The following is a 14,773-nucleotide window of genomic DNA, read 5'->3' on the forward strand; positions in this document are numbered from 1 at the left end:
TGAATCCTCCTTAATATGCTAGCTCATATAAAGCCTCCATTAGCACTTGTATACCTACTTCTAAATCTTTTGTGTTGGTAAATTCTAAAGGAGAATGACTAATTCCATTTTGACTAGGAACAAATATTAAAGCAGTTGGACAATATTGTCCGAAGATTTGTGAATCATGTCCAGCACCACTTATCATTTTCATGTATGGCACTTGTTTTTTTTCTAAAATCGTTTGAATTAAAGAATTTAGTTGTTCACTCATTAATACTGGATTTTCATTCATCCAATTATCTATCTCAAGCTGGGTTTGATGTTTATTTGCGATCATCTTTAAATCTTTAAAGATTACATCACAAAATCTCTCCAAAACATCTTCTTTACTATGTCTGATATCTACACTAAAGGTAGCCTTTTTTGGAATTACATTTGCTATATTTGGCTCTAAGCTTATTTGACCAACTGTTACAACTAAATCAGAGAACATTTCTTTTCCACGATCAATTAATGATTGAATAAGCTGAGCTGCTGCGTACATAGCATCCTTTCGCCATGCCATAGGAGTTGTCCCCGCATGATTACTTTCACCAATAACCGTAAGATTGTATCTTCGTTGCCCAACAATATGACTAACAACACCAATTGTTTTCTTTTCCTTTTCTAGAACTACTCCTTGCTCAATATGAAGCTCTATAAAACAATCAAGATCATTCCGTTTAGGTAGGGAATATTTCCCTATACCAAATTGTAATTTATTCATCGATGCCTCAAAACTAACACCTTGAGAATCTTTAATGTTCAGTATATCCTCAGGATTTTTTGCACCTGATATATTACCTGATCCCCAATAGGTCATCGGAAAACGACTTCCTTCTTCTTCACAAAGAGAAACAACCTCTATATTTTTCTTAGGTGCCCCGTATTGCTCATACAGCCCCCTTAAAGCTAACAGGCCTGCAATAATCCCATATGCACCATCAAATTTCCCACCATCTTTAACTGTATCAATATGTGAACCTGTCAAAATTGTCGTTGTATTTTCCTCACTTCCTACCAATCTTCCATACAAATTCCCTACATCATCATAATAAGTAACAAGACCACTTTGATTCATATACTTTTCCACAGCTCGTTGCGCTTGATCCCAAGAGTCAGAATAGAGCAATCTTGTTACACCACCATTTTCACTCTTCCCAAATTCAGCTAACCAATCAACAAGCTGTTCAATCTGCTCATATAAGGTAGAAGTATCTTTTGCTCTCATATCCATCACACTTCCTCCGAACCTTATTTTTAATGTTATATTTGTTAACATCTTAAGTTATATACTAATTTTAAATTAAACAATTTTATAAATCATGCACAATTTTGTAGAACTTTTCTTATTAGTATTGGTCACTATAACTAAATTTTTTTATAGAAAAGCTTACCGGTATATAATAAATAATCCACTTTATAGAACTACCTTTCACCTTAAGGATAAACTGAATAAGGTAATAATAATTGAAGGAGATGGAAAATTAGAATGTTGCGAAAAAACGGGGATTAATTGGTAGAAATTTCAAGAAGACTGATAAAACAGTTTCAGAATTAAAGCCTTGATTAGTGAAAAAAACATATAAAAAAGGTCGATGATTTGTATAAAAATCATCGACCTTTTACTATTTATTCTTTTTCTGAAGAGTCATCTTCTTTTTTAGATTGAATATTAACCTTCACATCTTCAGGTTGATCTTCAGTTTCTTTTTTATTTTCAATGATAACTGGTCTTTCTGGTAGTTTACCTTTTTCAACAAGGCTCGCTATTTGAGCTGCATCAAGAGTTTCAACATCTAATAAGGTTTGAGCAATTAACTCAAGTTTTTCACGATTCTCAGTAATAATCGTGCGTGCTCGTTCGTAGCTTTCTTTAATAAAGCGTTGAATTTCCATATCAATTTCATGAGCAATTGCATCACTATAGTTTTGCTCATTATGGATGTCACGACCTAGGAACACTTGACCACCTTGTGCTTGACCGAATTGTAATGGTCCAAGCTTTTCACTCATACCGTACTCAGTAACCATTTTTCTTGCTATTCCTGTAGCTCTTTGGAAGTCATTATGAGCTCCAGTACTTGCTTCACCGAAGACAATTTCCTCTGCAACACGTCCACCAAGTAAACCTGTAATTTTATCAAGCAACTCTGGCTTTGTCATAAAGTAACGATCTTCTTTAGGAAGCATTACTGCGTAACCACCAGCTTGACCACGAGGTACAATCGTAACCTTATGAACCATATCAGCTTCATCTAAAATGACACCGATAATAACATGGCCTGCTTCGTGATAAGCAACAATATTTCGTTCCTTCTTAGAAATTACTCGACTCTTCTTAGCAGGTCCCGCAATAACACGATCTGTTGCTTCATCAAGATCAGTGTTATCAATCTTCTTCTTATCTTGTCTAGCAGCTACAAGCGCTGCTTCATTTAATAAGTTTTCTAAATCTGCACCAGAAAAACCTGGAGTACGGGCTGCAATAGCTTTTAAATCTACTGATTCATCTAAAGGCTTATTACGTGCATGCACTTTTAGTACTGCTTCACGTCCAATTACGTCTGGACGATCAACTGTAATTTGGCGATCAAAACGTCCTGGACGTAATAATGCCGGATCTAGAATATCTGGTCTATTTGTAGCAGCGATGATGATAATACCTTCGTTTGCTCCAAAGCCATCCATTTCTACAAGTAATTGATTAAGTGTTTGTTCACGCTCATCGTGACCTCCACCTAAACCAGCACCACGTTGTCTACCAACTGCATCAATTTCATCAATAAAGATAATACATGGAGCGTTCTTTTTCGCATTCTCGAATAAATCACGAACACGTGACGCACCAACACCGACAAACATTTCAACGAAATCAGAACCACTGATTGAGAAGAATGGTACTCCTGCTTCACCAGCTACAGCTCTCGCAAGTAAAGTTTTACCAGTACCTGGAGGTCCAACTAGTAAGACACCTTTAGGAATTCTAGCACCTAATTCAGCAAACTTACGAGGGTCTTTTAAGAATTCAACAACCTCTACAAGCTCTTGCTTTTCTTCATCAGCACCTGCTACATCCTTAAATTTAACCTTTTTCTTTTCCTCACTGTAAAGCTTAGCTTTACTTTTACCAAAATTCATCACACGGCCACCACCGCCGCCTTGAGCTTGGTTAAGTAAGAAGAAGAATAAAATAAAGATGATAACGAATGGAATGATTGACGTAAAGAAAGTCACCCATCCACTTGCTTCTTCTGCTGGAGCAACAGTTAATTTTTTAATACCTGTAGCTGCCTGATCAACACGATCTAGTCCTTGTTCAGTTGGTATGTATGTTAAAAAGGTCTCATCTTCTGCATAACCTTTCATTTTACCTCGAACTTCAAATACACCTCGAACTGGCTGGACCGTCATTTCAGTTACATTCCCATTATCTAAGTCAGAAATGAACTTATTGTAAGTGATTTGCTCCGTTTTAGGATTAGCACCTGTAAAGAAGCTAACTACCCCAATAATGACTAAAAATATAAGTAAATAAAATATGGTATTACGGAAGATCCGATTCATTCCTTACCTCCTCCCACAGTAAACACGACTATTTTAAATAGTACCATAGAAAATCATGGTAACACAACAAATTAGCTGTAGAGATTATTTTTGATAAATCTCTGGTTTAAGTACGCCAATATAAGGAAGATTACGATATTTTTCAATGTAATCTAATCCATAACCAACAACAAAGGCATCTGGTACTTCAAAGCCTACATAATCGGCTTGAATATCAGCTTTTCTACCTGTTGGTTTGTCTAGCAGTGTAACAATTTTAATTGATTTTGCTTTACGATAACGGAATAATTTGACTAGATAGCTCAATGTTAAACCACTATCAATGATATCTTCAATAATTAAGATATCCCTACCCTCTACAGAAGTATCCAGATCTTTAAGAATCTTTACCTCTCCAGAAGAAACTGTAGAAGTACCATAACTAGAAACATCCATAAAATCCATTTCTAAATATGTATCGATGTTTTTTAAAAGATCACCCATAAACGGCATTGCACCTTTTAAAACACCAATCGCCAGAGGAAAGCGATCTTGGTACTCTTCAGTTAAAGCTTTTCCTAATTCTTTAACTTTTTCATTAATTTGGTCTGTCGTAACTAAAATTTCTTCAATATCTTGTCTCATTAAAGTGTGCCCCCTAGAAGATTTAAACCCTAACATGTAATATGACAAATTCACCCTTATGTATTCCCTCTTCTTCAAATATTGATTTTTTCAAACCAGGAATCCAAAGGATATTTCCATTCCCATCCTCTACTATTGGCCATGCATGTCGGCTATGTAATGGTATCTTTTCATCAATAAATATATCTTTTACCTTTTTCCTTCCGTTCATGCCCTTCAATTTCATTTTATCTCCCTGTTCTCTTGACCGAATGATAAGAGGTGTTGATATCGCTTCATACCTCATTAAAAAAGTATCATTTCCTCTATGTAAAGGAATCTCTCTAGTCACATTACACGAAATGATAAAACCATTTGGAAGTGTAACACTGGAGGGTATTTCTAATTCAATACGATATTTCTCCAATTCAGTATGCTCAAAAGTAAACAAACAGGTAGTATATGATTTAATCACTTTAAGTCCGCCTGGATAATCAAGTGAACCTGAAGGATGTTCTTGTGAGAGCAATGTCAGTATGCTCTCAATATGTATAGAAGAAAGGGAAGATGGAATATTTACATATAGATAGTTTAATATTAGTTTAATCCCTCTTCTTTGTAAAGGAGAAGGTAGGTTTAAAAACCTCTTGATATCAATTTCCACAGCCGACAAATCTTGCCTTTTGAATACTTTATTCATTTGTTGCTGAGTTAATACCTGTAAATACGTTTCATCCTCTAGAAAGGTTTCACTAAAATATTGAAATTTTTCATGTACCTGTGGATTTTCACTTTTTAAAAATGGCAAAACAGTTTTTCTAAATCGATTTCTCGTATAATCTGATTTTTCATTACTAGGATCAAATCTAGGATTTAGATTATTCTCTTTACAATATAAAAGGATATTCTCTTTTGTCGTTCCAAGTAAGGGTCTAATAATCAGTCCATTATGAAACGGCCTCTTCACTTTAATACCTGCAAGAGCTTCTCCTGTATTTCCTCTTACTAATCTCATTAAGATTGTTTCTACTTGATCATCGCCATGATGTCCAAGAGCCAAAGTCTTAGAATGATGTTTATCTAATATTTCTTTATAAAAGAGATATCGACATTCTCTGGCAGCAACTTGAGTGTTTTTCTTATTTTTCATAGCATACGAGCTAACATCAACTTGTTTGGCTTCTGAAGCAATATTGTGTTTCTTACAAAAATCAATAACAAAATCCATTTCCGCCTTTGACTCTTCACCTCTGAACATATGATCCATATGAGCAGCTACAATATTGAGGTTCATTTTCTCTTTCAAACAAATTAGCATATGCAACAATGCCAATGAATCAGGCCCTCCGGATACACCAACTACAACTGTTGAATCTTCTTCTATTAATTCTTGTTTTTTAATAAGGGTATAAACATCTCTCAACTTTTTCCCCTCTTTTTGACTATAGTTACGATATAACTCTATCCTACCATTAAATGATAAAGAACAACAAAGAAGAAGGGAGCCGTTCACACATTAAACAAATTTACAGCTTAGTAGCTATTTGAGTATCACCTATAGGTCGCTTTTACAACAAAATGTGATAAACATATAACGAATAAATTAAGAACACACTTATTAAAATAATGAGTGTCTCTACAAAACCACTTGTCTTCTTTTGTTTCTTCTTTTTCTTCACTTGATTTCTAGACGCACTAGCATGTTGCTGCTTGTGTTGAGTTCTATTAGCTTGAGTTTGCTTTGGAACTTTTGTTTTATAAGTTTGTTGATTTGTAGCTGACTGCTTTGTTTTTTTAGATAACAACTCTATAAAATCATTTTTCATTTCACTTGCACTATTATAATTCCCCAAAATTGCCTTGCTCAAAACCTCTCTATGCTTCAGCAAGAATGGATGCTGTTGAATAACTGCTAATAATTGATTTTTCCCTTCTCCATCACTCTTTCTTGAAAAACGTTTGGGATATGCAGCATTAATGATGATCATAGCTACCGAAAACAAATCATATGTCGGTTCAGCTCGTCTTGAGCCTACCCCCCAATACCCGCGATCAAAAAACTCGGTAAATTCTTTTATCGCTCTTCCTTGCTGTGTTGTACCACCAACATCTATACATCTTATCTTAGGTGGAGGACCAGAGATGATTAAATTATCTGGCTTTAGATCACCAAAAATCCACCCTTGTTGATGAAGCTTTTCTAAGTTAGATAAAAGCTGCAATACTAAAACATCTGTCCATTCTATACCTCTCTCATTTATAAAATCAAGAAGTGTTTTTCCTTGAATATATTCCATAACATAAAATGAGATCATTTTTTGAGATCCAGATTTCCAATCGTCCACATCTAACAAAGAAGGCCCAAGAGAAGTACCTTGGACCTTCGAGAAATGCTTTAAGACATTTACCTCAGATGTAATTGCCATACTGTTTTCACTAAGCTTGACAGCAACTTCTCTGCCTCCACTGTCAGCTAAATAAACATTACCAGTAGCACCTTGGCCAAGCAGCCTAATAATGATATAGGCTTTACCATTCCACTTACCGATTATTCTAGATCCTGGAGAAAAATTACATGCCTGGTTCATCATAGTATTCTTCTTCACTTCTTAATAAGTTCTTTAAAGACCGCTTCTTCTTAAAATGTTGAATAGCCTCTCTTATCGCTGGACCAGTTGGTGTTATACCACCAGTCGATAATTTTGGAAATATAGAAGATAACGATTCAAGCTTTGGTGTCCAATCAAGAACCTTTTCCACTTCATTCTTTTTCCCAGGAAATACTGATACTGAGAATAAGTTCTTACCCATCCTGGAATTAAGACTAATTGATAAATCCAGAAGGGACTCTTTAACTGTTGGAAGTTTTGGTTTCATACTAGCACTTGTATCAACCAATATTAGTATCTCCATACTAACTGTTTCACCAAGTTCATCAACAACCTCCATAACTTCTCCACGCTTTTCTGGAGGCAATTCTTCTAGAGATGTACTTTTTCCAAGAATTTGTTGTAGCTCTTTATTCACAACACCTTGCAAAGTTTGTGTCATTGCTTTCCTAGTAACATGCTGTACTGTTTGTGATAATTGATGAGCATAAACAATTTGGTGAACACCGCCACCAGACATTGCAATCCCTTCAATTTCTCTCATAGATTCCTGATCTATCACATTTTCTTCCATAATACCTATTACATTTACAGTAATTCCTTGTTCCTGAGCCAATGCTGCCATCGCGATTGGATCTTCCCCTTGATTTGAGTAACCATCAGTAATTAATAAGATTTGTTTTAAATGACCCTTCTCCATACTTAATTACCCTCCTATAGAGATCTATAAATCTCTTTGCTTTCCCTTTGTCATAAACGATAATCAACAATAGATCTTGTCCTAATATCTAATGAAAAGAAATTAGTTTTCTAAAAATATTATTATCATTCATCTCCAAAAGAAGGGTAAATTATACATGCTAATTTTTAGCTGATTTTCTTCGGTGACACAGGGATACTTGCCCATTTAGGTGTATTATGCTCGATTGCAGAAACGACTACTGTCATATCATCTTCTATTTTTCCAGATCTTGTTCTAATGACTTCTTCCATGATTAAATCAGCAACTTCTTGAGGATCCTCTGTCTTAATTTCACTAATTTTACGCTTCATCCACAAATCATAATTCTCAACATGCTTAGGACCCTCAAATATTCCGTCACTCATCATAATAAGCAGATCACCAGCCTTTAACTTTTCACCAACAACATCTACATCAAAATCATCTATAATCCCCATAGGTAAATTACTAGCTTGAATCCTAATTATTTTATCTCCTCGTTTGACAAAGCTAGGTGTTGATCCAATTTTTAAGAACTTGCTATTACCATCTTGTAAATCAACAATTGCAAGGTCTAAAGTTGAAAATATCTCATCAGTTGTTCTTAAGGATAAAATCGAGTTTATCGTTTTAATTGCTACTTTTTCCTCAATTCCTGATTGAAGAATTTTTTGAAGCAATTTTATCGTTTCATTACTTTCAAAATGAGCTCGTACCCCATTTCCCATTCCATCACTAATCGCAACTGCATATTTTCCAAGACCTAACTCTATCATTGAATAGCTATCACCAGAAACTAGTCCCCCACCTTTTGCAGCATGTGCAACACCAGTCTCGATACGATATTTTTTTGCAGACCCGAATGAAACATGGCAGTATCCATTAGGATAATTAGCACACTCCTCTGTTTTTACAATGATCGATTCATCTAAAATATCTGATAGCATTGGAGCTATTATTTTTTCACATTCCCCATGTCCATTGCAGTATGGAATACTCATCTCAATATCCACACTTCCCTGCTCAAGACTATAGATCTCAACATTAACAATCTCGATTCCGAAATTCTGCAGTGCATCTAATATCTGCTCTTCTTGTACAAAATGATTTTCTCTTTCTCTTTTTATCTCTCTTGAAAGATCCTCCATTACGTTTGAAACACCTAATAATTGTTCTGCAACAAGCCTTCTACTTTCTTTTACTTCTTTTTTTAATTTTTGATTTGCTTGAAAATAATTTATTTCTTGCTCAATGGCTTCTTCTACTTTTGCAGACTTTGAACAATGACGATCAAATTCCTTCTTTAATTTCATATTATTTTGATACGTATTTTGTCTATTTTCATGCATAATGTTCTGCATTAAATCATATGTTTTATCAAAGTTCTCTACCCAGCACTTTTCTTTTTTAAAACAATGCTGACAAGTACTTTCAGTAATGCTACTTAAAAATAAATCAGTTTCACGTTGCTCATCATTTGTTTCATCTTTATCATAAAACGTTGCGAAGCTTTCGGACAAAGCATGAAACACCTGTGAAAATTGATCAACACGATGTGCTGTCACATCACGAATTTTCCTTACATATTGCTGTTGCTCCTGAGCATGTTCATTTGTACCTGGAATATGTTTAGCTAATCTTCCAGTTACTGCTTTAGGTGTTAGTAAAAATAAGACGATCGCAACCATTGATTCAATAAGGGTTGTCATTAAATCAGATGAACCTTGTCCATATAGAGAAATCAAAACAGATCCAACTAATAGTCCAATTGCTGTACCAAGCTTTTGTCCTTCTCTTAAAAGACCCCCTAAAAGCCCTGAAAAGGCAAGTAAGCTCATATGATATAAATTTCCAACATTGGCTAAACTTAAAATTAATCCTGTTACAACACCCACCGTACAACCAATACTAGATCCACCAATAAAGGCAAATAATAAGACGATATACCTTGAAAATATATGTTCTAATTGAAGACTTTGAAAAGATACCCCAACAAGTCCGGTCATTACAGAAGCTAAAAGAATCATAATACAGATAATCTCTTCGATCTTTAGTGACTGTTTATATTTACGTGCTGATATTAATGGAATACTTTGCAAAAAGATTAACGTTAATATAAAAGATAATCCTGATTCTATTCCTGCCATCATATAATCATAAACAGTTAATGATGAATTAATCACATAAAAATAGCCGATTCTTGTCAGTGCTACTGTAGTAAAGATCACAAATGGCAAAACCTTCACTTGATCTTTTATAAATGTAGACGAAAGTCGATTAAGTAATATAAACGCAATAATCGATATTGTAATAAGAAGTGATATTTCAACTGATAGTGACATACCACCTGCAATTAGTGATAATCCCGCTAATAATGCTTTATCCCGTTTCATCAACAAAACGGCTCCAAAAAACGGAAGTGCAAATGGCAAGACTTCCGATAAGATAATAGCTCGTCCTAATAAAAATCCGATTAAAGCATAAACAAGTCCTTTATGTAAGAGGATGAGCTGTAATCTCGCTGAAAATTTGTGAAAAAACCGATTAAATGCTTGATGGGTCTTTTCCATTCCAAAATCAGAAATTGGTTCCATTAACCTTCTTTCTACTTTTTCCATTTTTTCATTCCCCCACTTAGTTCATATTACTTGTAATTATATCGAAGGATTAAAAAGGAATTTGTCAAAAGAAGGTAGCTCAACCCCTAAACAGTTCGACTGTTTTTGAAAAAACCGACAAATATCTAATAGATCTGAACCTTTTCTTAAGACATACGTCAAAATAATGAGAAAGATGTTAGAAAAGCGGAAGTGGCTTGATCAGCCCCGACAAGCATAAGACAAATAGGATGAGAAGGTGCTCTTTACCTTCCATTCCTATTAGACTTATGACCTCGAGGGGCTAGCCGCTGCAGCTAGACAGTAAAAGCGGAAGTGGCTCGTTTAGCCCCAACAAGCATAAGACGAAAAGAAAGAAAATTGTCCATAAACGGAGAAAGGTCAGCTATTGAGTTAAGCTTAAGAATAAAAAAATGAACAATAAAAAAACTAGCTGCATTTGCAACTAGTTTTTTTATATGACCCGTACGGGATTCGAACCCGTGTTACCGCCGTGAAAGGGCGGTGTCTTAACCGCTTGACCAACGGGCCTCATATTTAATTTGTTATGGTAGCGGCGGAGGGAGTCGAACCCACGACCTCACGGGTATGAACCGTACGCTCTAGCCAGCTGAGCTACACCGCCATAATGGAAGATCATTTTCTTCAATTCTAAGGCACAAGAAATATAATACAATCGATAGAGTAATTCGTCAATAGAAATTTTTAAAATATATCTGACCTAAAGGAATATGCTCTAAAACATTTTGATCTTATCTGGATGCAGGTCATTGAATTCACTGAAATAGCTTATATACATTTTTATTTAATGCAGAAACGAACACAAAAAAGGAAAACATCGTGAAATGATGTTTTCCTTTACGCAAAATGTATATAAAAGCAGCAAGCTATCCTCTTTTAGCTCCGCGACCTCCGCGTTTTGATTCAGTATTACGCTTCAATGAAGATAAACGATCTTCACTGTCTTTTAAGAAACGACTCATCTTTTGTTCAAAGTTTTCTTTATTATTGCTACGGAAATCATTTCCTCTTGGTCTTGGACGATCTGAACCACCTCTAGGGCGATCTGTATTTCTTGGACGATCTGTGCTTCTCGGACGATCTGGTCGTTCTGGACGTTCCGGGCGCTCTGGACGATCAATGGCTTTTTTAATTGATAAGCCAATTTTACCGTCGTTTTCTACATTAATTACTTTAACTGTAACTTCATCTCCGACTTTTAAGTGATCATTAATATCCTTCACATAATTATCGGCAACTTCACTGATGTGTACGAGACCTGTAGAACCTCCTGGAAGTTCAACAAATGCTCCAAAATTTGTAATGCCCGTCACCTTACCCTGTAACTTGCTGCCAACTTCTATCGACATAAAAATAATGCTCCTCCTTAAACAGATAAAAAATCATTCATATCCTTTATATCATATTATACATAAATAAAAAATCGAGTGTCAACAAGGCTACTCTTTTATATTAAAGATGATTTCGTTATCATCAGATAAAAAGTAGTCTCTTCTTGCAATTTTTGCTATATACTCATCATCATTAAGCTTAACGATTTCTTCTCTCAAAATCTTTTCTTCTTTTTGAAGAGTACTCAACTCTTCACTAAGCTTTTGCTGCTTTTCTACCTTTTCATTAATAGCATTTGACTGACTTAAAATGGTGGTAAGCATAATAGCAGAAGAGATAATCGCTAAGATCCCGAACATGACAAGCCTTCTAAATAAGCCTCTTTTCCGTCTTTTAGATATTTGTTGCTGCCGTTCCTGCTGCATCATATACTGTGATTGTAGCTCTGTAATTTTCTTCGATCTTTCGAGACTCATATATTTCCTCCTTACCTCTTCTTTATCCGTTGCCACCATAAATTTATCGTATTAGTTATATTCTTTACCTTTTTGTTAATTCCTGCTAATTTATTTATATTCTTTATGATATAGTTCCGAATACCACTTGGTACAATCTTCCATGAAACTCTTAAAATTAGCCATACTGGCGCTAATATTATTTTAACGAAAGAATATAGGATTTGGAAAGCCCATTTTGTTAAACTCCAAAGAAATTTTAAGATTCCTAATAAAATTGTGATTGTTACCTGAAATAACAACACAATTGGTTTTATAATGATTGCTTGGCCAATATTGATTACAAGACTATAAATACTAATGCTTGTCTGAATTAATCGATCAAGAATACGCAAATAGATCGTCTTTAAAAGACTTTGATATGCAGCATATCCACATAACACTGCTAGAAAAATATAAACTCGCAGTTCACCTTCATTTACAAGCAATAATAAATAAAACAGGATCAAGCCTTGCACAATCCAAAACAGAAAGTCATTGATAAATACAACCCACCTAGCTCTTAATGGCCGCTTTAAAAAGCGGCCATATGTATCTAGAGCTGCACCAACCCAACTTCCCATTCCAAACATTGCAAGCATTGTATAAAACTGCGTTGTTAAACTCATTTAAATAACTTGCTAAAGAGTCCTTTAGCTTTCTCCGCATGCTGCTCATCTAAATAGATAAGATCAAAGATCCTGCTACCTTTAATCGAAACAATCCCTTTATCAACATCTAAATTCTTCATTTGCAAGTTTTGACCTCTAATAGCTAACGCACCCATTACAGTGTCTAATAAAAATTCTTCATTATCAAAGCTCTCAACTTGCTTTACACCTGTAATTTCCAATAATTTTCTGCCCCTCATAATCACATCATGCTCTTGAACTGTGCCTTTATGAACAGTCGAATTATTATCATAGTATTGATTCATGTTCTACCCCCGCATTCTTATAAAGGATTTTCTTTTATATCTTTATGTTCAAAGAATACGGTTTAGAACAAGCCTAGATGAAAACCCAGAATCGTTTCTTCCTTAAAGGGTCACTCCTCATTAAGTCTCTCTTCTTTAAGAATTTTATATAGATTTGTTGCTTCTTCTTTTCTTGTTATTTCTTTTAAATCCTCAATTTTTACTGTAACTAATTTCTGACCAAAGCGAATTAAAAGCTCATCACCAATTTTCACATTTGAGCTTGCTTTCCCAGGGATACCGTTAATACTAATCCTACCTTGATCTGCTATTTCTTTAGCTAACGTTCTTCTTTTGATAATTCTTGACACCTTTAAAAATTTATCTAATCTCATCTTCAGCCCTCTTTTTCTAGTTTCTTCGCTTCATTCCAATATGTATCCATTTCTTCTAAAGACATATTCTGAAGCTCCTTTTTATTTTCCTTTGCTTTTCTTTCTATAAAATGAAATCGATCATAAAATTTTGTAATTGTAGAAGTTAATGCTTCTTCTGGTTCTATTTTATAATGTCTACCCACGTTGACTAGTGCAAAAAGTAAATCCCCATATTCCTTAATTAATAAAGGATTATCTCCTTTTTTTGAAAACTCTTCTTCAAGCTCAGAGATTTCCTCTTTCACCTTTAACCAGGCTCCATCAATTGTAGGCCAATCAAAACCTACTTTTGCTGCTTTCTTTTGTAGATGATAAGCCTTTGATAAAGCAGGTAACGTCTTCGCTACAGAATCAAGAATAGATTGTTCATTTTCAGTTCCCTTTTCTGCCCTTTTAATTTCGTCCCAATTTACTAATACCTCTTCTGTATCAGAAACAATTGTCTCACCAAATACATGAGGATGTCTTCGAATCATCTTTTCATTTATCCCTTTAATCACATCATCCATAGAAAACATACCATCATCTTCACCAATTTGTGCATGAAGAACTACCTGTAAAAGCACATCTCCGAGCTCCTCAATGATATGATCAATATCATCCTTTTCAATTGCTTCTAATAATTCATAGCATTCTTCTATTAGATATTTTTTTAAAGAAGTATGTGTTTGTTCTTTATCCCATGGACAGCCATTCGGACCTCGTAATTCTGCGACAACCTGTCTAAATGAATTGAATTGATGGTTTAGTAATGTATCATCCTTTACTGGAGGAATATATACACTTGTTAAATTATTTACTGTTGTTTCGCGATCTAATTCAAATAACTCAACTTCCTTTAAGATTTGCGCGTTACTTCCAGCAGCTGTAACAATGACAACCTTATAATCATCAGGCAATTGTTCCATTAATGTTAGCTTAACATCAGAAGCAATCATTTGGTCATACACCTGTGTGATAACGACATGCCCCTTTAGCTGAAGTTTAGCACTTTCTAACCCAATGGCATCTACAAGCTGAAAACCTTCAATGGGGTCCACCTCAAGCGCCTGAAAAGTTGCGTCAAGGAAGCTTTGTCCACCTTCAAGTGAAATTGTAAAACCATTCTGTCTACCTTCTGTTAATAAAATTTGTACTGTTTTTTCAGCAACCAGTGGATGTCCAGGAACAGCATACACAATATCTTCATTCTCTGCTTTTTCTAAAAGAACATTTACAATCGTTGTATAAACAGAATCAAAGTCATCATTTTGTTCATATATAGAATCAAATGATTCAAATGTTAATTCATTTGTTAATTCCTCAATAACTGGGTGTTCTTTTGTACGTAAATATAACGCTTCTGCTTTAGTTAGCAATTGATAAACACCAAAAGGTAACTGATTTAAATCTCCAGCTCCTAAGCCAACAATTGTTATTTTCTTAGCCATTTAT

The 14,773-nt window shown here is 34.8% G+C and carries 13 protein-coding genes and 2 tRNA genes; all 15 read right to left on the minus strand.

Annotated elements, in window-relative coordinates; genetic code table 11:
• Positions 1-10: 10 nt before the first annotated feature.
• Positions 11-1,258, minus strand: coding sequence for an allantoate deiminase (gene allC, locus JOC75_RS22480; protein WP_239589632.1), 1,248 nt, complete (start codon positions 1,256-1,258; stop codon positions 11-13).
• Between the two features lie 395 nt (positions 1,259-1,653).
• Positions 1,654-3,588, minus strand: coding sequence for an ATP-dependent zinc metalloprotease FtsH (gene ftsH, locus JOC75_RS22485; protein ID WP_204956184.1), 1,935 nt, complete (start codon positions 3,586-3,588; stop codon positions 1,654-1,656).
• A gap of 84 nt (positions 3,589-3,672) precedes the next feature.
• The gene (gene hpt, locus JOC75_RS22490; protein ID WP_146950586.1) at positions 3,673-4,212 is read right to left on the minus strand and encodes a hypoxanthine phosphoribosyltransferase; all 540 of its coding nucleotides are present in this window, start codon (positions 4,210-4,212) and stop codon (positions 3,673-3,675) included.
• Between the two features lie 22 nt (positions 4,213-4,234).
• A complete protein-coding gene (gene tilS, locus JOC75_RS22495; protein ID WP_204956185.1) occupies positions 4,235-5,614 on the minus strand; it encodes a tRNA lysidine(34) synthetase TilS in 1,380 nt (459 codons plus the stop codon).
• 145 nt (positions 5,615-5,759) lie between these two features.
• Positions 5,760-6,782, minus strand: a complete 1,023-nt coding sequence (locus JOC75_RS22500; RefSeq protein ID WP_204956186.1) for a protein kinase domain-containing protein — start codon at positions 6,780-6,782, stop codon at positions 5,760-5,762.
• Positions 6,763-7,500 (minus strand): vWA domain-containing protein, encoded by a 738-nt coding sequence (locus tag JOC75_RS22505; protein WP_146950584.1) that lies wholly within the window; start codon positions 7,498-7,500, stop codon positions 6,763-6,765. The genes JOC75_RS22500 and JOC75_RS22505 overlap by 20 nt, the downstream gene beginning before the upstream one ends.
• Positions 7,501-7,667: 167 nt before the next feature.
• Positions 7,668-10,139 (minus strand): stage II sporulation protein E, encoded by a 2,472-nt coding sequence (gene spoIIE / locus JOC75_RS22510; RefSeq protein ID WP_204956187.1) that lies wholly within the window; start codon positions 10,137-10,139, stop codon positions 7,668-7,670.
• Positions 10,140-10,598: 459 nt separating this feature from the next.
• Positions 10,599-10,670 (minus strand) — tRNA-Glu (locus tag JOC75_RS22515).
• 17 nt (positions 10,671-10,687) lie between these two features.
• A tRNA-Met gene (locus JOC75_RS22520) sits at positions 10,688-10,764 on the minus strand.
• Positions 10,765-11,026: 262 nt separating this feature from the next.
• Complete coding sequence (locus tag JOC75_RS22525; RefSeq protein ID WP_204956188.1) at positions 11,027-11,509, minus strand: S1 domain-containing RNA-binding protein; 483 nt, start codon at positions 11,507-11,509, stop codon at positions 11,027-11,029.
• A gap of 90 nt (positions 11,510-11,599) precedes the next feature.
• On the minus strand, positions 11,600-11,968 hold the full coding sequence (locus JOC75_RS22530; RefSeq protein WP_204956189.1) for an FtsB family cell division protein: 369 nt from the start codon (positions 11,966-11,968) through the stop codon (positions 11,600-11,602).
• 11 nt (positions 11,969-11,979) lie between these two features.
• A complete protein-coding gene (gene yabQ / locus JOC75_RS22535; protein ID WP_204956190.1) occupies positions 11,980-12,615 on the minus strand; it encodes a spore cortex biosynthesis protein YabQ in 636 nt (211 codons plus the stop codon).
• Positions 12,612-12,923 carry a sporulation protein YabP gene (gene yabP, locus JOC75_RS22540; protein ID WP_146950579.1) on the minus strand — a complete coding sequence of 104 codons (312 nt, stop codon included), beginning with the start codon at positions 12,921-12,923 and terminating at the stop codon, positions 12,612-12,614. Before yabP ends, yabQ begins: the two co-directional genes overlap by 4 nt.
• Before the next feature lie 110 nt (positions 12,924-13,033).
• On the minus strand, positions 13,034-13,297 hold the full coding sequence (locus JOC75_RS22545) for an RNA-binding S4 domain-containing protein (RefSeq protein ID WP_146950578.1): 264 nt from the start codon (positions 13,295-13,297) through the stop codon (positions 13,034-13,036).
• A gap of 2 nt (positions 13,298-13,299) precedes the next feature.
• The gene (gene yabN, locus JOC75_RS22550) at positions 13,300-14,769 is read right to left on the minus strand and encodes a bifunctional methyltransferase/pyrophosphohydrolase YabN (protein WP_204956191.1); all 1,470 of its coding nucleotides are present in this window, start codon (positions 14,767-14,769) and stop codon (positions 13,300-13,302) included.
• Positions 14,770-14,773: the final 4 nt, after the last annotated feature.

This window comes from Metabacillus crassostreae (assembly GCF_016908395.1).
GTDB lineage: Bacteria > Bacillota > Bacilli > Bacillales > Bacillaceae > Metabacillus > Metabacillus crassostreae.